Annotated in this window: 17 protein-coding genes; 16 read left to right on the top strand and 1 reads right to left on the bottom strand. The window is 46.6% G+C overall.

Annotated features, from left to right (window positions below; genetic code table 11):
* Positions 1–2 precede the first annotated feature (2 nt).
* The 12 genes from acsB to ACYQ2N_RS21265 all read left to right on the top strand — a co-directional run bounded on the left by acsB (position 3) and on the right by ACYQ2N_RS21265 (position 15,892).
* Positions 3–2,183 (top strand): acetyl-CoA decarbonylase/synthase complex subunit alpha/beta, encoded by a 2,181-nt coding sequence (gene acsB / locus ACYQ2N_RS21320; protein ID WP_460001452.1) that lies wholly within the window; start codon positions 3–5, stop codon positions 2,181–2,183.
* Between the two features lie 85 nt (positions 2,184–2,268).
* Positions 2,269–3,591 (top strand): acetyl-CoA decarbonylase/synthase complex subunit gamma, encoded by a 1,323-nt coding sequence (gene acsC / locus ACYQ2N_RS21315; protein ID WP_460001451.1) that lies wholly within the window; start codon positions 2,269–2,271, stop codon positions 3,589–3,591.
* Between the two features lie 69 nt (positions 3,592–3,660).
* Positions 3,661–5,574 carry an ASKHA domain-containing protein gene (locus ACYQ2N_RS21310; protein ID WP_460001450.1) on the top strand — a complete coding sequence of 638 codons (1,914 nt, stop codon included), beginning with the start codon at positions 3,661–3,663 and terminating at the stop codon, positions 5,572–5,574.
* 29 nt (positions 5,575–5,603) lie between these two features.
* A complete protein-coding gene (locus tag ACYQ2N_RS21305) occupies positions 5,604–6,365 on the top strand; it encodes an ATP-binding protein (RefSeq protein WP_460001449.1) in 762 nt (253 codons plus the stop codon).
* Between the two features lie 15 nt (positions 6,366–6,380).
* The gene (locus ACYQ2N_RS21300) at positions 6,381–7,349 is read left to right on the top strand and encodes an acetyl-CoA decarbonylase/synthase complex subunit delta (protein ID WP_460001448.1); all 969 of its coding nucleotides are present in this window, start codon (positions 6,381–6,383) and stop codon (positions 7,347–7,349) included.
* 107 nt (positions 7,350–7,456) lie between these two features.
* Positions 7,457–8,251, top strand: a complete 795-nt coding sequence (locus tag ACYQ2N_RS21295) for a methyltetrahydrofolate cobalamin methyltransferase (RefSeq protein WP_460001447.1) — start codon at positions 7,457–7,459, stop codon at positions 8,249–8,251.
* A gap of 135 nt (positions 8,252–8,386) precedes the next feature.
* A complete protein-coding gene (locus tag ACYQ2N_RS21290) occupies positions 8,387–9,853 on the top strand; it encodes a hydrogenase iron-sulfur subunit (RefSeq protein ID WP_460001446.1) in 1,467 nt (488 codons plus the stop codon).
* Between the two features lie 50 nt (positions 9,854–9,903).
* Positions 9,904–10,938 carry an FAD-dependent oxidoreductase gene (locus tag ACYQ2N_RS21285; protein ID WP_460001445.1) on the top strand — a complete coding sequence of 345 codons (1,035 nt, stop codon included), beginning with the start codon at positions 9,904–9,906 and terminating at the stop codon, positions 10,936–10,938.
* An 80-nt stretch (positions 10,939–11,018) separates the two neighbouring features.
* The gene (locus ACYQ2N_RS21280) at positions 11,019–12,137 is read left to right on the top strand and encodes a hypothetical protein (protein WP_460001444.1); all 1,119 of its coding nucleotides are present in this window, start codon (positions 11,019–11,021) and stop codon (positions 12,135–12,137) included.
* 223 nt (positions 12,138–12,360) lie between these two features.
* Entirely contained in the window at positions 12,361–13,503 is a 1,143-nt protein-coding gene (locus ACYQ2N_RS21275; RefSeq protein WP_460001443.1) for a sensor histidine kinase, read from the top strand.
* Positions 13,500–14,138: a response regulator gene (locus ACYQ2N_RS21270; protein WP_460001442.1), complete on the top strand. Its 639-nt coding sequence runs from the start codon at positions 13,500–13,502 to the stop codon at positions 14,136–14,138. The genes ACYQ2N_RS21275 and ACYQ2N_RS21270 overlap by 4 nt, the downstream gene beginning before the upstream one ends.
* A gap of 50 nt (positions 14,139–14,188) precedes the next feature.
* Positions 14,189–15,892, top strand: a complete 1,704-nt coding sequence (locus ACYQ2N_RS21265) for an MBL fold metallo-hydrolase RNA specificity domain-containing protein (RefSeq protein ID WP_460001441.1) — start codon at positions 14,189–14,191, stop codon at positions 15,890–15,892.
* Here ACYQ2N_RS21265 and ACYQ2N_RS21260 read toward each other — a convergent pair whose 3' ends face one another.
* Positions 15,893–16,483: an HD domain-containing protein gene (locus ACYQ2N_RS21260; RefSeq protein WP_460001440.1), complete on the bottom strand. Its 591-nt coding sequence runs from the start codon at positions 16,481–16,483 to the stop codon at positions 15,893–15,895.
* Between the two features lie 291 nt (positions 16,484–16,774).
* On the opposite strand from ACYQ2N_RS21260, the gene ACYQ2N_RS21255 reads away from it, so the two are divergent.
* The 4 genes from ACYQ2N_RS21255 (at position 16,775) to ACYQ2N_RS21240 (ending at position 19,905) form a co-directional block, all read left to right on the top strand.
* Complete coding sequence (locus tag ACYQ2N_RS21255) at positions 16,775–17,539, top strand: DnaD domain-containing protein (protein WP_460001439.1); 765 nt, start codon at positions 16,775–16,777, stop codon at positions 17,537–17,539.
* A gap of 33 nt (positions 17,540–17,572) precedes the next feature.
* Positions 17,573–18,382 carry an ATP-binding protein gene (locus tag ACYQ2N_RS21250; RefSeq protein WP_460001438.1) on the top strand — a complete coding sequence of 270 codons (810 nt, stop codon included), beginning with the start codon at positions 17,573–17,575 and terminating at the stop codon, positions 18,380–18,382.
* Between the two features lie 137 nt (positions 18,383–18,519).
* A complete protein-coding gene (locus ACYQ2N_RS21245) occupies positions 18,520–19,092 on the top strand; it encodes a hypothetical protein (protein ID WP_460001437.1) in 573 nt (190 codons plus the stop codon).
* 81 nt (positions 19,093–19,173) lie between these two features.
* Positions 19,174–19,905, top strand: a complete 732-nt coding sequence (locus ACYQ2N_RS21240) for a phosphatase (protein WP_460001436.1) — start codon at positions 19,174–19,176, stop codon at positions 19,903–19,905.
* Positions 19,906–19,914 lie beyond the last annotated feature (9 nt).

The following is a 19,914-nucleotide window of genomic DNA, read 5'->3' as shown; positions in this document are numbered from 1 at the left end:
TTATGTCCATGGAACAAATTTATGAAGGGGCAATTACAGATCCGAGCAAACAAGGAACTAAACTGCTTAAGCGAGTTTATGATGGCACCGTGATTGCCATGACTTATGCGGAAATACTGCTTAATCGCGCTATTAAAATGTATGGCACGGAACAGGAGATCGGTTATCCGGACACGGCCTACCACCTTCCGGTTGTCACCTGTCTCTCCGGTGAAAAAATTACCAAATTAGGGGAGCTAGTTCCCATTCTCAACCGCATGCGCAACCAAGTGAGATCTGAGCGCACCTTCGAGAATGCCCGTCTGTGGGGGGAATCTGTCCTCTATGCAGCAGAAATAATCGAGACCATTCATTATTTGGAAAACGATGAGCCTAAGGTAGAACCTTGGACCGGTTTCCTCGGCGACCCAATTGTCCGTAAACACGGAATCAAAATGGTTGACTGGACGATTCCTGGGGTTGCGGTTATTCTTGGTCGCGCCAAAGATTCTAAATTAGCTAAGAAAATTGTCGATAAACTCATGGGCCAAGGGTTTATGCTCTTTTTAGTTGACGAGATTATCGAACAATTGCTTGAAGAAAATGTCAAAATTGGTTTGGATTATATTGCATTCCCCTTAGGCAACTTCACGCAAATCATTCATGCGGTTAACTACGCTTTCCGTGCGGGTCTGGCATTCGGGGGAATTCCGGCCGGTAAACGCGAAGAACACCGCGACTATCAACGGCGCCGTGTGCGGGCTTTTGTGCTTAACCTCGGCGAACTTGATGATGTTAAACTGGCTGCCAGCATGGGGGCAATCTTCATGGGCTTCCCGGTCTTAACCGACCAAGAGCTGGGAGAAGATATGCAGATTCCTGACTGGTATATCTCTGAGCCTGATTATGACAAAATCGTTCCGCTGGCGCTTGAAGTCCGCGGGATCAAACTCACAAACATCGAAGTTCCGATTCCGGTCAACTTCGGACCTGCGTTCGAAGGGGAGACGATCCGCAAAGGGGATACCTATGTTGAGTTTGGCGGCGGTCGGACGACCGGCTTTGAGCTCGTGAGCATGGTGGGACCTGATGAAGTCACAGACGGCAAGGTTGAAGTGATCGGACCGGAAATCGACAGCGTTCCGGAAGGCACGAAGCTTCCTTTGGGAATCATGATTAGTATTTACGGCCGTAAAATGCAGGCTGACTTCGAGGGCGTGCTTGAACGCCGCATTCACTATTTTGCCAACTATGGTGAAGGGGTTTGGCACGTGGCTCAGCGGGATTTGTGCTGGGTGCGTCTCTCCAAAGATGCCCGCGCTAAAGGACTGCTCCTGAAACACGTCGGGGAACTGCTCTTGGCTAAGTTTAGGCAGGAATTCCCGGCGATTGTCGACCGTATTCAAGTTACGATTTATACAGACCAAGCGTTGGTTGAAGAGAAAATTATCAAGGCCCGTGAGCGCTATCGTGCCCGCGATGCCCGGATGAAGGCTTTAACTGATGAATCGGTTGAGGAGTTTTACTCCTGTTTGCTGTGCCAGTCCTTTGCGCCGAACCACGTCTGCATCGTAACGCCGGAACGGGTTGGATTGTGCGGAGCGGTCAGCTGGCTTGATGCTAAAGCAGCCTTTGAAATCACCCCAACCGGACCGAACCAACCGATTCCCAAAGGCCCGGCTATTGACGAAGTCAAGGGCATGTGGCAGAGCTGTAATGATTACCTCAGACCGGCTTCTAATAATACGCTTGATGAAGTTAACCTTTATACTCTCATGGATAAACCGATGACTTCTTGTGGCTGTTTCGAAGCCATTATGGCTATTGTCCCTGAAGCCAACGGCTTAATGATTACCACACGTGAACACAGCGGCATGACACCTTGCGGTATGACGTTCTCCACCTTGGCCGGAACAGTCGGCGGCGGTCTCCAAACTCCAGGCTTCATGGGCATCGGTCGCACATATCTTGTTAGTAAGAAGTTTATTCCAGCTGACGGCGGGATTGCCCGCATTGTGTGGATGCCGAAAGAGTTGAAAGAATTCTTGCGGGAAGATTTTGTTCAACGTTCAGTTGAAGAAGGATTAGGGGAAGACTTCATCGACAAGATTGCTGATGAATCAATCGGCACTACGGTTGAAGAGATCATGCCTTTCCTCGAAGAGAAAGGACATCCCTGCTTCAATCTTGATCCATTGATGTAGTAACTGCATTTAGCAATTCGTCAGGGACATACTAGTCCCTGACGGACTTATGCCAACATTAATTTAATAAGAAAGGGGTCAGAGTATGGGTTTAACAGGTTTAGAAATCTACAAACAGTTGCCGAAAAAAAACTGTGGAGAATGCGGAACGCCGACATGTTTGGCTTTCGCGATGGCTTTGGCCGCTGGCAAAGGTTCTTTGGACTCTTGCCCGCATGTAACAGATGCTGCGCGCGAAGTATTGGACTCCGCATCTGCTCCTCCAATTAAGGCTATTAAATTCGGTAATGGTTCCATCCTCGGAGATGAGACCGTACTTTTCCGTCATGACAAGACTTTCTATCATCCAACCACGATTTTGATTCAGATTTCCGATGCCATGAGTGATGGGGAAATCGCGGCCAAGGTCAGCGAAATTAACGACCTTGAGTATGACCGCGTGGGTCTGCATTATTCCTTAGACGGAGTGGCTGTCGTTAATGAATCCGGGGATGCCGCCCGTTTTGCTGCCGTTGTTGCCGCTGTGGCTAATGCTACTGAGAAATCACTGCTTATTTTCAGCAGTGATGTAGAAGCCTTAAAAGACGCTGTGCCTCAGGTTGCTGCGCGCAAGCCTCTGATCGGAAGCGCAACTGCTGATAATTATGAAGCGGTTGTCAACTTCGCCAAAGAGCAGGCTGTTCCTGTTATTCTAAAGGCAGACGGTCTCGATGCCTTGAATGACTTGGTGGAGAAAGCTCAGGCTCTTGGGTATAAAGAGTTTGTGCTTGATCCCGGTTCCAGGACTCCGAGCCAAACCCTAGCCAACCTTACGCATTTGCGCCGCTTGGCGATTAAGAAAAAATTCCGTCCTTTTGGCTATCCGGTCGTGGCTTTCACGAGTAAAATTGAGCCACTTGACGAGATTTTGGAAGCCTCTGTTTACGTTAGTAAATACGCCAGTGCTATTGTCTTAAAAACGAGCGTCAAGGCTCATATACTCCCTCTCCTCACTTTAAGACAAAATATTTACACTGACCCGCAAAAACCAATTCAGGTTGAACCTACTCTTCATGTTGTGGGAGATGTTAACGAGGATTCTCCTCTCTACATCACCACGAACTTCTCTCTCACCTATTACAGTGTTGAAGGGGAAGTGGAAGCAAGCAAGATTCCGAGCTATATCCTTCCGATTGATACGGACGGAACGTCCGTGCTGACTGCATATGCAGCCGGTAAATATGAGCCTGACAAGATTGCTGCCGCCATGGAAGCATCCGGAATCGCCGACAAAGTCAAACACCGTAATGTCATCATCCCTGGGTATGTGGCTGTTATTTCCGGTAAGCTGCAAGAACTTACCGGCTGGAAAGTAGTTGTGGGCCCACGGGAGTCGAGCGGTATCGTACCCTTTGCGCGCACCCTGTAAGCTCGCCTAGGATACGTTCCTAAATTAGATAAATAGAGGGTTTAGAGTGAGAGCGAGGGAAGTGACGAAATGCCCCAATACCAAGTTAAATTTATGCCGGAAAACCGTATAGTAGAGGTAGAAAGCGGAACATCCCTGCTCACGGCTGCTTCAAAAGCCGGGATTTACATTAAGTCCAGTTGTGGGGGCAAAGGTAGTTGCGGCGCTTGTAAAGTTTTGGTAATATCCGGAGAACCCCAGGTTGAGGGTACCGGTAACCTGTCTCCCGAGCAGCTTACTCAGGGGGTACGGTTAGCCTGTAAAACTTTTATCCAGAGTGATGTAGCGATCGAGGTTCCTCCCGAATCCCGTCTACAGGAGCATCAAGTCTTGATGGGGGATGTGCAGAAGGGTCTGCTCAAGGAAACTGAAGAAGACTTAATAGAAAAGTTCGGAAATGATCCGCTTGCAGTCAAAGTAAGAGTTCAACTTTCCGAACCCACCTTGACGGAGAACGCCAGTGACTGGTCCCGTCTGAACATGGAGTTAAGGCGAGTTTTACAAGCGGGGACTAAGCCCATCCAAATTCCGCTCACTGTCCTTCAAACATTGCCTGAAGCCCTGCGCCAAGCCAAATGGGATGTTTCTGTGACTCTCACCACTTCAGAATCAGGGTATACGGTAATCAATGTTGACAAGGGCAATGACATCCCTCCGTACGGTCTGGCGATTGACATTGGTACAACTACAGTTGTGGTTTACCTAGTCAATTTGATAACCGGAGAAATAGTGGATAAACAAGGGACTTACAATAAACAAGCTAAGTACGGGGATGACGTCATTTCCCGGATAGTGTATGCGGTCGAAAGCCCAGAAAATTTACGGGAGATTCATCAGGCAGTAATTGATACCGTTAATGATCTGACTGACAAAATTATCTCCAGGCAAAATCTTAATCTCAACGACCTTATGGTCGCCATGACTGCCGGTAATACCACAATGACTCAATTGCTTCTGGGAGTGGATCCTAGATATGTGCGGCTGGAACCCTACATTCCTACCATGAATGATGTACCTTCCGTACCTGCCAGACAAATTGGACTTCATATCCTGCCGGAAGGGTTAGTTCATTCTTTCCCCTCGGTAGCAAGCTATGTTGGAGGGGATATCGTCTCCGGTACCCTTGTAACAGATATGGCTAATGGGGAAGACATTGTCCTCTTTATTGACATCGGCACTAATGGTGAGATTGTGCTCGGTAACCAGGACTGGCTGGTATCCTGTGCTTGTTCCGCAGGTCCTTGTTTCGAAGGCGGCGGGATTGCCTTTGGCATGAGGGCTATGCCTGGGGCAGTTGAGCGTGTAACCATTGATCCTGAAAGCCTGGATGTCAATCTTAAAGTGATTGGAAAAATTCCGCCGGTGGGGATCTGTGGCTCCGGCTTAGTGGATTGTCTCGCCAAACTGCGGGAAGCAGGCATTATCGACAGGGCAGGGAATTTCCAGCTTGAGCATTCTTCCCAATCTGCCCGCCTGCGTGCGACCACTGATGATAAAGAGTTCGTGCTGGCTTGGGCTCATCAGGCCGGCGGAGAAAAAGACATTGTCATTACAGAAAATGATGTTAAAAACTTAATCAGGGCCAAAGGGGCAATTTACGCCGGAATTCGTTCCTTATTGACGATGGTGGCTGTTGATATTGATATGATCAGCCGCATTGTAATCGCGGGAGGTTTCGGCAATTATCTCAATGTCCATGACTCCGTTCAAATCGGGCTGTTGCCAGATTTGCCTGAGGATAAATTCCTATTCATTGGGAATTCTTCTGTAAAAGGAGCCCGGCTTGCGCTTCTTTCTCAAAACGCTTGGAAAGAAGCGGCTGAATTGTCCCGTAAGATGACGTATGTTGAGCTTTCCGTGGGTACCACATTTATGGACGAGTTCGTTTCAGCGCTGTTCTTACCGCATACGGACTTATCCCTATTCCCGTCCGTTGAGGGTTAAAACAGGCATGCAGGAAGGTGGAGGAGGAAATGGCAAAATATGTAGCAGTTGCCGGCAAAGGTGGGGTAGGGAAGACTACTTTCACCGCCTTAATGCTGAGACAAATGATCAAGCAGAAGCAAGGAATCTCCATACTTGCTGTTGATGCTGATCCTAACGCTAACTTAAATGAGGCTCTGGGACTCAAAGTAACGGCGACAATTTCTGATCTCTTGGAGGAGACCAAAAATCCCAAGGCAATTCCCACCGGAATGCCCAAAGATATCTTTGTGGAGTACAAACTACAGCAGTCACTAGTCGAATCTAAGGATATTGACCTCCTGGTAATGGGAGGTCCGCAGGGTCCAGGATGCTATTGCTATCCGAATGACCTTTTGCGCAAATACCTGGAGAATTTGGGCAGTAATTATGATTTTGTGGCTGTTGATACGGAAGCAGGGCTTGAACACATCAGCCGCAGAACGATCCCTCATATTGATGTTATGTTTGTGATCAGTGACTCCTCAGCCCGGGGGATACGTTCGGCCGGTCGGGTTCATGACTTGATCAGGGGGATAAGGGCTGAAGTCGGAGAAGTTTACCTGGTCGTTACGAAAACAGCGGACAACAGCCTGGAATCCCTGGCAGACGAGATCGCCCACACCGATCTTAAAGTGATCGGTGACATCCCTTTAGATCCGCTGGTGGTGGATCAGGATTTAGCCGGAAAGGCCTTGTATGATCTGCCTGATGATGCAGTGTCTGTTCAAGCTGTGGAAAAAATTATAAGTCGTGTAGGGATCTTGAAGTAGAAAGGAGAGAGGTCAATGCCCGTAACTTTAGTTAAGGAAAGGTATGCTAGTAAAGTCGGTCAGGTTGTTCTCGGCGCTACTGCTGAAGAGGGTGGTACGCGTACCTCTGTGATAAGAGTCGGTGGGGACGGAACCCTACCATATCTGCATTTTGAGGGTAAAGTTGAAAACCGCCCGGTAATTGGGATGGAAGTAACCGACATTGTGCCACCGTGGAACGACAATATTAAAAACCAATTTGGAGATGTTCTTGGTGACCCTGTAGCTTGGGCTAAAAAATGCGTGGAAGAATTCGGCGCTGACATGATTTACCTCAAATTAATCGGAGCTGATCCAGAAGGAGCGAACCACAGCCCTGAACAATGTTCCCAGGTGGTAAAGGATGTCTTAGCCGCCGTTGGCGTACCGGTAATTGTGGTAGGATGTGAAGATCCGGAGAAAGACAATGAAGTACTGGCCGCTATTGCTGAAGCAGCAGCTGGGGAGAATCTTTTAATCGGGTTGGCCGAACAGGATAACTATAAGTCCATTGCGGCGGCCGCGATGGTGCATAAGCACAATGTGATTGCCCGTTCTCCGCTCGATATTAACATCTGTAAACAGCTTAACATTTTGATAAACGAAATGGGTCTGCCGTTGAACAAGATCGTTATTGACCCGATGATCGGCGGTCTTGGCTTTGGGATTGAATATGCCTATTCCATTATGGAGCGGGCCCGTTTGGGTGCGCTTGCCGGGGATAAGATGCTGTCCATGCCCATGATTTGTACTGTCGGTTATGAGGCCAACAGGGCGAAAGAAGCTAATGTCGGAGCTGAAGAATTCCCGGGCTGGGGAGAATTGCAAGACCGCGGAATTCTGTGGGAAGCAGTTACTGCTTCCGCCCTGCTCCAAGTCGGTGCCAGCATTTTGTTAATGCGCAACCCTGCTTCTGTACGTTTGGTCCAAAGAAATATCTCCGATTTGATGGAACAGAACGCCTAATCTCTTGGCATTAATAATAAGGCCCGCGGCACCGACTGCGAACGTCTGCGCTGCGGCTGCCTGCCTGGTAAAAATAACTTGAATTTTTTAAAAGGACGTGAGCGGATTTGATTATTATTGGCGAACGTATTAATGGAATGTTTAAAGACATCGGAGAAGCTCTCCGCAGCAAAGATCCCAAACCCTTCCAACATTGGGCTTTAAAGCAACAAGAAGGGGGCGCTCATTATCTCGATGTAAACTCCGGACCGGCAGTGCCTACGGAGGAGCGACCGGAAGCTTATAAATGGATGGTCAACGTAATCCAGGAGGTGTCTGATCTGCCCCTGTGCCTGGACTCAACGAACTACGATGCAATCGAAGGGGGCTTAAAATTATGTAAACGCCCGGCCATGATCAACTCCTGCCCGGCTGAGCGTGCTAAAATTGAACGGGTTTTCCCCATGGCTGTTCAGTACAACGCGTCCTTAATCGGCCTGACCATGGATAAAAAAGGTATTCCCAAAGATGCTGAAAACAGGGTAGCATTTGCGATGGAATTAGTGGCAGCTGCTGATGAATTCGGTATGCCAATGGAAGACCTTTATATTGACCCGCTCATCCTCCCAGTCAATGTTGCGCAGGAACATGCTCCTGAAGTATTAGAAGCTTTGCGTCAGGTCAAGACTCTATCCAACCCGGCTCCTAGGACTGTGCTCGGACTGTCCAATGTCTCGCAAAAGTCTCCTGATCGCCACTTGATTAACAGAACATATTTAGCTATGGCTATGGCTGTAGGCCTTGATGCTGCCATCGTAGACGCGAACGACGATGACCTTGTTGATGTCGCGGCTACTGCACAAATCTTACTCAACAAGAGCATATATGCTGATTCTTACCTAAAAGTGTTTCGCACACGTTAAGCTTGTTCAGGGTAGGTCCCCAGGGAATTCCCTGGGGATCTTGTTTTCGGAAAGAATCACTTATAACCCCTCGCCATATTCAGATAAATGCCAATATTTGGCCTAAATATATGGGTGGAAAATGGGAGTGGTTAAATGAACATCCCTTTGGCGAAACGAGAGGGAGGGTGGGTTTTTTCTGTCCATTCAGAAGTGATCGTAATAGGGGATGGAGTGTTTGCTTTAACTGCAATTAATATGCTTTCTGCTCATCCCGTTATATGGATCGGAGAAAGCGCTCACGCACTTCATTCCAGAGTCACTCCTTTACGTGGTGCCCGGGTGGTAGAAGTGTTAGGGCAACGGGGCAACTTTCGAGTCAGGGTAGAGCAGAAAGAGATGAAGAAAAAAACATGGATTGAAGCTGGAACGATTGTTTTAGCCCTGGCACCAGAGGTCAGGCTTGACCCAAATCTGCCTCAGACTCCGTTGATCATGCCTATTGCCAAAGCTGAGCAAACTCTCGCTGGGCAAAACGTAGCATTTTACCTCAATGATCAGGATAATGAGTATGCCTTTGCTCTCGCTTTGCACCAGGCACTAAGGTTGGCGGCCAAAGGAGCCGTTGTTAATTTTTTTTACTTTAATCTAAGACTGGGGAACTCTAAGTCGGAGGAAACGTATCAGCTTTGCTGTCAGTCTGGAGTGCGTTTTTTACGTTTAAAAGATCCTCTATACATAGTAGCAGAGGATGATAGCTGTCTGCGTCTTCACTACCTTGATCCTTTTCTGGATTTATCATTTGACCTAAAGGCTGAGTTTCTCTATATCAGCGAAATTTACTCTTTTAGTCCAGAATTTGAAGGCTTGGCCTCGCTGCTGAGGATTCATTCTTTCTCCCTTTCTACAAACAGGCCGGGAATCTTTGTCTTAAGTGAGGCGCAGGAGTCAAGTCTGCCGCTTGAACTTGCGGCCGCTGCCATAGCAGGAGAAACTGCTCTCCTGCTTAGTGGAGAGTTAATGGTCGCAGACGGTTTTGCTCAAATTGATTCTGAACGATGTTCCCTGTGCCTTAGCTGCTGCCAGGTTTGTCCGTCCCGTGCAATCGAGGTCGATCGTTTCCATTCTGCGGCTTATATTGACCCCTTAGCGTGTCAGGGCTGTGGAGTGTGTGCAAGTGCCTGTTCCTCTCTGGCAATTTCTTTACCTCTATTTGATAGAAGTCTAATTTACGAACGGATTAAAACAAATTCAAAACATAAGACCGTAATTTTTGCTTGTCAAAATTCCGGGGCTTTAGCTGCGCAAAACGTAAGTTTGCCCTTAAAAATGGCTGCTAAGATTGAATTGGTTACTGTTCCGTGTGGGTGCAATACTGATCAAACCTATATCTTACAAGCTTTGGCCCATGGTGCTGATAATATTATCCTTGGCATCTGCCCGCCAGGAAGTTGCGCCAACCAAAGCGAACCTAAAACTGCAGATATTAAACGCAGATTACAGGGAATGGGACTTAACCCCGAACTTGTTAAAATAGTGGCGGTTGCAGCCAATTCCCCCGCACTTTGGCGGCGAGCGCTCGCCCAGATTCTGCGAGCGGAAATGAATCAGGAAGTGAGTTAGATGATCAGTGCCGAGCGCTATCTAAATAAGGCGGTTATGGAGAGAAGGGCATGAGAGGAAAAGTTTTAGTTATCGGAGCGGGAATTGCCGGTATTACCGCTAGTCTAGGCCTGGCTCAGGCAGGAAATGAAGTCTTCCTCCTCGAACGGGAAAAGGAAGTTGGCGGCAAGGGGAGATTTTATTCATGCAAAGCTGCTGAACTCTGTCAGCAATGCTCAGCCTGCCTCATACCTAAGACTAGGGCAAAGCTCGAACATAATCCTAATATTCATATTCTGCCCTATAGCATGTTAACAGACTTTCATGGCAGCCCTGGACATTATAGGGCTAATATTCGTTTGCTCAATGAAATCCGCTCAGACCTGGGAGCGGAAACATCTCTTGAGGTACAGGCTGTAGTGGCAGCAACCGGGTTTGAAATCCATAATCCTGCTGTCCAGGCAGAATTAAGTTATGAAACTTACAAACAGGTGATCTCAGCGTATGAACTCGAATCAGTCCTGGCTGAGCCCTCTAAACTTAATGAAAAATTGGGTGGCTTGCGCAGGATTGGGATCGTGTTATGCGTCGGCAGCAGGGATGAGCGCGCTCACAGTGCCAATTATTGTTCCCGCTATTGTTGTGCGTACGCACAGCGCTTGGCCTTGCGGCTTAGCTATCTTTTGCCTAATACCCAGCTTAATATTTTTTATATTGATCTCTTAACTGCCAGCTCCAAGGAAATAGAATCTAATCAAATCAAACTCATCCGTAGCACTCCGGCAAAGGTATATGGTTATCCAGCTAAGTCTCTTACCGTGCGTTTTGCCGATTCCTACACCGGTTCTGTGTCTGAAGATGAGTATGACCTCTTAATTCTTGTGCCTGCGCAAAAGCCAACAAACGATTTAAGCCTGCAATTTCCGCAACTTGGACTTAGCTATGATGAAAACGGATTTTATAAAAATAACGATCCTGACACGGATGGGAACACTGGAGTATTTGTCGCGGGTAGTTGCTCTGGCCCCAAAAATATTCCCGAAAGCATTGCCCATGCCAAGGCAACAGTTGCGCGCGTGCTCCAATACTTAGCGCAGGCACACTAAGAAATAATCCACCACCATTCATATCTAATCCTCTGTTTGCATAGCTATCGAACAGGATTATTTCGTGGGGGTGGACAAACATGGAAACGTATTTTTACCAAGATCCCGGAATTCAAGAACATATAGACCAAATCGTTGAGAAACTCTTCGCTACATGCCTGCTTACAGGTCCTGATGCAGATGCTGAGTTTCAGCGCGGGTTAAAAAGTGCCCATAAACTTGTGTCTGCGCTCGCAACAAGTTTAGCTTCCCTTCCTGAAACGGAAATTAATAATGGAGTAAGGCAGATAATAGAACAGCGTCTTCCGGATACGCGTGTGATTGAGAACTTCCCTGTCTTTTATGAAATGATGGAGAGAATGATTAATGAAGCTGTAAGCGCTTCCGTGAGAACACCTTTTGAGCTTAATGACAGCCCCGACTCTGTTGCAGCAGCTGCCGCTTTGATCCAACCTACACAGGCAGCATATAGGGGCAGGGTTAATATAATTGACGGTGGATCCGGCGTGTCAGACAATAGTCAAATAAAAATCAGAGACTACCAAAACCTCTATCGGGAAAGCTTGCAAGCTGGAATTCTGTCTCCAGAGATCGCGACCGTTCAGAACAGTCCGGAGCATTGGGGAAACCGAGAAGATACCGCTAGTCCTGAAAAAGAGAGTTTAATAGATGATGAAGGTGTAAATAAGTCAGGAATGCCTGAATTAACCCTGATAGAAGTAAATACAGTTGAAGATGAGCAAAAGGTAGAGTTAGGGGAAAAGGAAAAGGAAAAGGCAGAAACAGAGATCGTGGCTGAAGCTAAACCAGAGGTAGAGATAGTGGCTGAAGTGAAGCCATTGGCAGCGGTAGAGCCCAAGCAAGAATTCAAGCAAGAGCCCGTTCCCGGGCCGATCAGACGTCAAATACAAGTTCCAGCTGGGGCGGAACGGCTGGCTCTAGTACTAAGACAGGTATTCCCTAAATCACCTGTACGCTGGAACTTAACCCTAGCGGGGTATAACTTTCTGGCCCAGGTAGAAGATATTTTATTGTATATAGATAGTGATCTTAATGGATCTGAATTCGTGCAGAGAATGAAAAAAGAAGGGTGGACCACTATAGTGTGTGCTCAAGATGATTTAGGATTCCCGCGCCGCCTGGAACGGGAAATCAGAAGATCTGTGCAAAGGAAAACCAGCAAAGTAAAGGTGAACTAAGGCTCGTTAGATTTCCTTATAGAATTCGACAAGCCTCTGAAATCAAGAACACTCTGATTCCTGCCCAAGGGGGGATCAGAGTGTTCTTGATTTCAGAGGGAGATAAATTCATTTCACTGTTTTTACAAGTCAAGTAGGAAAAAAGAATTTCGGTGTCGAATAGACTAGAGTATACTCCATATGAAGAGCCTTTCTAAGCAAAGTAAGAGTGAGGGACAGATTTGTGGCAGACCGCTTAGGGGAAATTCTCAAAAATACTCTTAGTTCCATAGAATCCGGCAAAGAAGAAATCTTTTTTATCGCGGAGTCTACCCGCTCTGAAATTCAACGTCTAAGTCAGGAACTGTCTCAATTAAGGACAGAGATTGTTGAGACGATAAAGGACGTTGATCAGCAACAAAAGCTGGAGCGCCGTCTGCGGCAAAGATTGATGGAAGTAAGCCGGGACTATAAGAAATATTCTGAACAAGAGATGATGGAAACCTACTCTCAGGCCACCGAAGCGCAGATGAAGCTGCAGCTTCTTCAAGCAAAAGAAGTGCAGCAACGCACGCGCCGTGATGAGATTGAGCGCTCTCTGCGCCAGATGCAGGCTACTATTGAACGGGCTGAAAATTTAATGTCAAAGGTCAGTGTAGCCATTAACCTGCTGCAGGGGGGCATTGCAGACATCTATCAAGCGCGGGAGGTTGACCAGCGTCAGGAAACTGCCCTGCGAGTTATCAAAGCCCAGGAAGAGGAGCGCCGCCGTGTAGCGCGCGAAATGCATGACGGTCCTGCCCAAACTCTGGCCAACATTGTCCTGCGTTTAGAAATAGCGGAAAAACTCTTGGAACTGGACCCAAGTCGTGTTAAAAGCGAGCTAAAAGATTTGAAGAACTTGGTTCGTTCCAATCTCCACGACATTAGGCGCATTATTTTCGATCTTAGGCCTATGGCCTTAGATGATCTAGGGGTAATTCCAGCCTTAAGAAAATACCTTGATAACTTTCAAGAAACGTATAGCATCAAATGCGAACTGCGAGTAGAAGGGCGGGAAAAACGCCTGCTACCGATAATGGAAGTTGCTCTCTTTCGCTTAATTCAAGAAGGTATGACTAATGTTGCCAAACATTCAAGTTCTGACCGGGTAATGGTGAGCGTAGAATTCCAAGACGAGTGGACTAGCGCCAGTGTCAAGGACTTCGGGCAGGGTTTCGATGTTGAGCATGCTTTGGATTCTTCGACCGAACACTTTGGTTTAGTAGGGATGCGGGAAAGAGTAGAGATGTTCAACGGACATTTCTCTGTTCAATCCTCCTTGGGCAAAGGAACTACTGTGGAATTTTCTATTCCATTCAAGCAAGAGGAGGGAGCAGCAGGGTGATACGCGTTGTGATTGCAGATGACCATCCATTGCTGAGAGAGGGTCTTAGGAGAATTCTAGCCTTCGAAGAAGGAATCGAGGTCATAGAAGAGGTCGGGGATGGCCAGGGTGCTATTAATATTACCCGTAAAACCTCATTTGACATTCTGCTCATGGATTTAAACATGCCGGGCGTGAATGGTCTTGATGCCTGCCGGGTTATTCGACGGGAAAACCCGAATATCGGAATTTTAGTGCTGACCGTGGACGATTCTGATGAGAAAGTATTCGAAGTTCTGCAGCTCGGTGTCGCAGGCTATCTCCTCAAAGATGTTGATCCCAAGACCTTGATTGAGTCGATTCGCAAGGTTTTTAGCGGTGAGCCAATTTTGTCTCCGGCGGTTACAGGAAAACTTTTAGGACAGCTTGCTCACCCGGTTCATTTGAAAGAGACATATGGTTTAAGTGCGCGCGAACTGGACATTTTAACTTATGTCGTACGCGGAGCTTCGAACAAGGAAATCGGGGGAGCATTATATATTAGCGAAAAAACCGTTAAAAATCATCTGTCTAATATTTTCCGCAAACTTGAAGTCGAAGATCGCACGCAAGCAGCCCTTAAAGCTGTTAAGTTAAAACTCGTTGAGCTTAATTAACTTGATTAACTTGATTAACTTGATTAAAGGAGAGAGGAGGGAGAGTCAGCATGAAAATTAGCTTTTTCGGTGCAGCTCAAGTGGTAACTGGTTCATCCTATTTAGTTGAATCCGCTGATTTTCGTCTACTTGTAGATTGTGGCATGTTTCAGGGGTCCAAAGCGCTTAAAGAATTAAATTACGGTGAATTTCCCTTTGATCCGTCTTCAATTAACGCCGTGATTTTGACTCATGCTCATATTGACCATTCAGGCTTACTGCCAAAACTCGTTAAAAAAGGTTTCAAAGGTAAGATTTGGGCTTCACCGGAAACTGTCAAACTCTGTTCGATTATGCTTCCGGACAGTGGCCATATTCAGGAGATGGAGGTTGAGCGCAAGAACCGCAAGCGGGGTCGAGCCGGGATTCCTCCTTTGGAACCTATATATACTGCCGAAGATGGCTTGCGCGCGCTCCCGTTCTTTCAGATCGTAAGCTATCAGGAAAAAGTTGAACTATCCCCATCCCTTGCTTTTCAATTAAGGGATGCGGGGCATATCTTAGGATCTGCGCACGTCCTGCTGGAAGCTAAGGAAGAGAACTTAACCAAAAAAGTAGTTTTCTCTGGAGACATAGGAAATCCGAATCAGCCTTATATTGAGGATCCCAGCATTTTATGCGGGGAAGATGTGATTATAATGGAGACTACTTACGGCAACAGGCTGCACCAAGAGAGTGGCAATCGCTTGAAAGAGCTGGCGGAAATAATTCGCTCAACTTATGATGCCCACGGCAACTTAATTATTCCGGCCTTTGCCATTGAGCGAACTCAGGATTTACTTTTTTACATTAGTCAACTCCAGGCTGCTAAGGAAATACCTATACTCCCAATTTATATAGACAGCCCGTTGGCAATTTCCGCGACGAAGATATTCCAGGAAAACACTGCGCATTTTGATGCTGAAACACGTGAGTTGATCAGGCGTGGAAAAAATCCCCTCACGATGGCTAATGTGCATTTCAGCCTAACAGCCCAGGATTCCATGGCACTTAATAATCTGGAAGGCCCGGCCATCATAATTGCGGCGAGCGGCATGGCAGATGCCGGCCGCATCAAACATCATCTTAAACACAATTTATGGCGGGAAAATGCCACCGTAATCTTTGTAGGTTACCAAGCACAGGGAACACTGGGCCGACAATTGATTGATGGTGCTAAGGAAGTAAAAATACACGGGGAGACAGTGGCAGTTAAAGCGCAAATTAAGATGATTGAAGGAATGTCTGCTCATGCCGATCAGAACGAACTCTTGAACTGGATTTCCTGTGTCGAAACTGAGAATATTATTTTAGTTCACGGGGAGCCTGAAGCTCAGACTGAATTTGCGCAAAAAGTACTTGAAAAGTACAACAAGAATCCAATTATTCCGCAACTCGGAGAAATGATTGAATTCTTGCCTACCGAAACAGTCCGGCATGCACCTGCCAAACCGTGGCTCGTGCGCGAAGCGGAAGCTTTTCCTCGCAAGGAAGTTGCTGTTACTGCTCAAAGCTCCAGGCCGACGATACCCAAACCGATGCCTAGCCTGCCTCAAATTAAAAAACCCAAAGATTCGGAGCGCCGCGTCTCACGCTCCCAAGTCAACCGTGCTTATGTGCGCTTGCGCCACCGCTTAAAGCAATTAATCGATCAAGGGCAACGCGAACGCAATTTGGATCATGTGGTCGATGTAATCGAGAATATTACGCGTTGGTTGGAGGAACAGAAGCGGTAATTAGACCCAGGCATATTCTGCTGTTTGCCTTTTAATTCCAGCTAAAAAGCGTAAGATCTCCTCACGGCGTTTTACGGCCAAACGACGCCCGGCTCTGGTATATACTTTGTTAGGCAGGGCTTCCGCAAATGTCCGTGCTCTTTGAATTGCATCATCCGGGGTCCGGGTTAATTCATCATGCCCGATTAAGCTGAATAAGCGCATTAAACCGATGTTTCCCAAATTATCCAAAATATTGGCATCTCTTAAATAAACTGCTTCATCACTTTTGCCGGGTTCGGAATAATACATGTGCGATTCAATAGCATCTAATACTTTAGGAAGTTTATTAGGAGAAAAGGTTTGGCGCTGGAGGAGGTTGCTGGCAACTCCTTTGGAACGCAAGGGGTGGTCTACATTTGGCAAAGCATATACGGGGTATTTCCCCGTATCATGTAGCATAGCAGCAACGAACAGAACCTCTTCATCAAGGGTTAAATGCTGAGAAAGTTCTTGCGCCACGTAAAAAACCCTTAGACAATGTTTTACCCCCAAAGCGGGATGTGTACAAGCTCTTTCAACCAGGGCAACTAGTTCCTGGTGATCATTCATGTTTAATCCTCCTTTTCGAATTTTATTTGGTGTCTGAAGTTTATACTGTTAAACATTAATACGACATCTAGCCGGGTAAATCCTTCCATTATATGGGAACAACGGAGAAAGATATCGTGCTTTATTTGTTCCTTTTTATTAAATCCGACAGGTTACTTGCATAAGCTGCTTTTATCCACCATTTCTTAGCACGCTTCGCAAGGATAACATAAAAGGATTTAGTATTAGAAATATAGAATATATCAGGAAGATGGTTGCCAGAATTAAGCTATTTGTTTTGGAGTGGGGATTGTGAACAAAGTAAATGTTTACGGGAGCTTTACGCAAGCTCTTTTCTTTTCGGGGATGAGCACTGTTCCCAAATTACTTTTAACTCAATATAGAGAATTAGGGTTGAGCGATCAGGAGTTGATATTGATTATCCAGATCCTCAGTGAATTGAATACAACAGCTTATCCTGCTCCGGAATTACTGGCAGTTAGGATGGGAACTACTCCTGATCAGATCGAAGAAATGCTTGCCCGCTTAGCACAGCGCAAGTTTATGGCAATCGAAAAGAAGTGGAACCCAGAAGCTAAAAGATGGGTAAACGCCTTTAATTTCGTGGGGCTGATTGAAGAATTAGCTGACAGATGGGCGATTGAAAAGATGCTCGAGTTTAAGCGTGATGATGCTGATGCTGAAGCCGCAGCTGCACATGAACCCGGAACATCAAAATCAGCAATGGAACGTTTGGTAACAGTTTTTGAACAAGAATTAGGTCGTCCTTTAACAGGGTTGGAATGTGAACACATAACACATTGGCTTGCTGCTCATTTTTCGGAGGAATTGATTATAGAGGCTTTGCGGCGAGGGGTTAGCGCCGGAATTAGAAACTTCCGCTACCTTGATTCTATTTTGCGCGAATGGGAGAAAAAAGGATTTAGATCGCGGGCTGAAGTAGAAGCTGATGATGCGAATTTTCAGACTCGCCAGGAAAAAAAAGCACAAGGTAAGAGCGGAGGCTCAAGAAAAAGCCTCCATAATCCAGATAAATACGAAAACTTTTATTTATGATATATTTAATGATGAGAAAGGAATCCTTTTCTTATGAGAAACATTCGGGAAATTTTAAGGGAGGGCGTGGATACCAGGTTGGGGGCTGGAAGCGGAGATAAAGAACCCTCAAGCAGGGGAGTAGTTTGCCAGCTGTGCCAGGATCGGGGAATAGTCCTTGAGGGGGAAGTAGCTAAACCCTGCACTTGCATGCAGCAAAAAAAGGTGGAAAACCGCTTTCGCTATGCCCGCATGGCCCGAAGCCTGATGCACTGCCGTTTTGAACAGTTTAACTTTGAATACTATGATTCCGTTGCAAACCCGGCACATCGCGCTAACGCCCACAAAGCTTATGCAGCGGCCCGTGAATTTGTTGAAAACTGTGAAGCACGGGAATCTGCCGGTTTAGGGCTTCTGTTCATAGGTCCGGTAGGTTCAGGCAAGACCTTTCTGGCTGCGTGTATAGCCAATGCCTTGATCGAAAGAGATAAACGGGTTCTGTTTCTGGTTGTCCCGGACTTGTTAGATGAACTCAGGGCAACTTTTAGTAATAAAGGAGAGTTTAGCGAAATTGATCTTCTCGACACTGCCCGTGAAATTCCAATCCTCGTGCTCGACGACTTAGGCGCTCATAATTATACGGAGTGGACGAGAAACCGTTTATATTCAATCATTAATTTCCGGCTTAATCAACAATTACCTACAGTTATTACTAGCAATCTGAGTTTGGAAGATATGGAAAATTATCTTGGGGATAGAACGACGTCCAGGCTGCTCCAGATGTCCAGAGTGTTCCGCTTAACTTGCGACCAGGATATTCGCTTGCGTAAATATCAGGAACGGGAAGGACTAACGAAGTCCTGAGTTCACGTTTTTGCGGGACAGGCTCTGAATTTATCACGCTGCTTTTAAAAGAAATTTTACATTCCTATGCATGTCCGCTCATGGACGTGCATATTTTTTCTTAAGATAAAAATACCAAGAGTTGTGGAGGTGAAATTTTGGCTAGAGTCGTTGCGATTAATCGCAAGTATTTCTCGATCGGTCTGAGTATTTTAGTGATTTTTGTGCTCAGCTTTGCTGCAGTTACTGTATGGCAAACTATTCAGGCCAGTGCAGCCAAAAACAGCGTTGTTCCGGAGCTAAAGATGCTTAGCTTAACGGTCGAACCCTCATCCGTGGTCAAGGATATGACCTACGGAACTGTAACCCTTAAAGGGTCGCAAGTAATTCCGGCTAAATCATTTGATTTGATCGCTACAGTGCAAAACACAACAGCCCAGAAAATGACTAACATACCGATTGAGCTGGACATCTCCTTGATTGGGGATGATAAACAGAAGATCATCAAACCAGGAACCCTTGATGTACTTGAGCCAGGAGCCACCGCCCGCGTATCTTTCCGCCAAATTAAAGCTTTAGGAGATGCCCTGGGCAAAAGTGCGACAGCGGGACAGCACATGATCGTTCTGCGCATAAAAACAAACCCTGCCGGGGGAGTGACTCAAACTACAGAAGCAAGTTTTCGTTTTAACGTGGATTCTACAGTTAAACCTGTCCCCCAAAAACAGTAAAAACTTAATAAAGTGTGGTGCTACATCAGTAGCACTTTTTTGTTTTTAAGATAACGGTTATACTAGGGGCGAGGTGGTTTTATGGAAATACTCGTTGATTTACATACACACACAGTTGCCAGTGGCCATGCCTATAGTACGATTAGTGAGAACGCCATGGCTGCAGCACGCAGGGGCTTAAAGATTTTGGGAATGGCTGATCATGGACCGAGCATGCCGGGAGCCCCTAACCTTTATCATTTTGGCAATTTGCCTGTGATCCCGAATGAGCTCTCGGGGGTGAAAATTCTGACCGGTGTTGAGGCCAATATCACAAGCCACGAAGGAGAACTTGACATACCACTGCGCTATTTGATTCGCATGCAGCTGGTACTGGTGGGGATGCATGTGATTTGCTACCAGGGAGGAACGACAGAGGAAAACACTAAAGCCTATCTTAAAGCTATGGAAAACCCCTTGACAGATATAATGGTGCATCCGGGACGCCCGGATTTTGAGCTGGATTTAGAACGGATTGCCCATGCTTCCTCTTCCTTAGGAGTACCTGTGGAGATAAACAACAGTTCCCTATCTCCTGAGAAAAGGGGGGCGTGGGATAATTGCAGGCGGTTTGCGCAGTCCATGGCTCACTACGGCAGCCCTGTAATCTTAGGAAGTGATGCTCATTTTTGGGACAGGGTAGGGGAGTTTACGTTCGCCTTAGAGTTAGTTCAGGAGGCAGGAATTGCGGAAACACAAATTCTAAATACATCCCCGTCCAGAGTTCTGAATTATTTAGCTGAACGACGCAAACTAAGGCCGCGTTCCTTTTAGCACTTCCAG

The sequence above is a fragment of the Paradesulfitobacterium aromaticivorans genome (assembly GCF_054657415.1).
The sequence above is the reverse complement of the archived record's forward strand: the minus strand, read 5'-3'. Positions and strand labels throughout refer to the sequence as shown.

What these genes read in the sequence shown, in the direction of transcription:
- acsB (WP_460001452.1), top strand. Translation starts at nt 3, where the DNA reads ATGTCCATGGAACAAATTTATGAAGGGGCAATTACAGATCCGAGCAAA.
- acsC (WP_460001451.1), top strand. Translation starts at nt 2,269, where the DNA reads ATGGGTTTAACAGGTTTAGAAATCTACAAACAGTTGCCGAAAAAAAAC.
- ACYQ2N_RS21310 (WP_460001450.1), top strand. Translation starts at nt 3,661, where the DNA reads ATGCCCCAATACCAAGTTAAATTTATGCCGGAAAACCGTATAGTAGAG.
- ACYQ2N_RS21305 (WP_460001449.1), top strand. Translation starts at nt 5,604, where the DNA reads ATGGCAAAATATGTAGCAGTTGCCGGCAAAGGTGGGGTAGGGAAGACT.
- ACYQ2N_RS21300 (WP_460001448.1), top strand. Translation starts at nt 6,381, where the DNA reads ATGCCCGTAACTTTAGTTAAGGAAAGGTATGCTAGTAAAGTCGGTCAG.
- ACYQ2N_RS21290 (WP_460001446.1), top strand. Translation starts at nt 8,387, where the DNA reads ATGAACATCCCTTTGGCGAAACGAGAGGGAGGGTGGGTTTTTTCTGTC.
- ACYQ2N_RS21285 (WP_460001445.1), top strand. Translation starts at nt 9,904, where the DNA reads ATGAGAGGAAAAGTTTTAGTTATCGGAGCGGGAATTGCCGGTATTACC.
- ACYQ2N_RS21280 (WP_460001444.1), top strand. Translation starts at nt 11,019, where the DNA reads ATGGAAACGTATTTTTACCAAGATCCCGGAATTCAAGAACATATAGAC.
- ACYQ2N_RS21265 (WP_460001441.1), top strand. Translation starts at nt 14,189, where the DNA reads ATGAAAATTAGCTTTTTCGGTGCAGCTCAAGTGGTAACTGGTTCATCC.
- ACYQ2N_RS21260 (WP_460001440.1), bottom strand. Translation starts at nt 16,483, where the DNA reads ATGAATGATCACCAGGAACTAGTTGCCCTGGTTGAAAGAGCTTGTACA.
- ACYQ2N_RS21250 (WP_460001438.1), top strand. Translation starts at nt 17,573, where the DNA reads ATGAGAAACATTCGGGAAATTTTAAGGGAGGGCGTGGATACCAGGTTG.
- ACYQ2N_RS21240 (WP_460001436.1), top strand. Translation starts at nt 19,174, where the DNA reads ATGGAAATACTCGTTGATTTACATACACACACAGTTGCCAGTGGCCAT.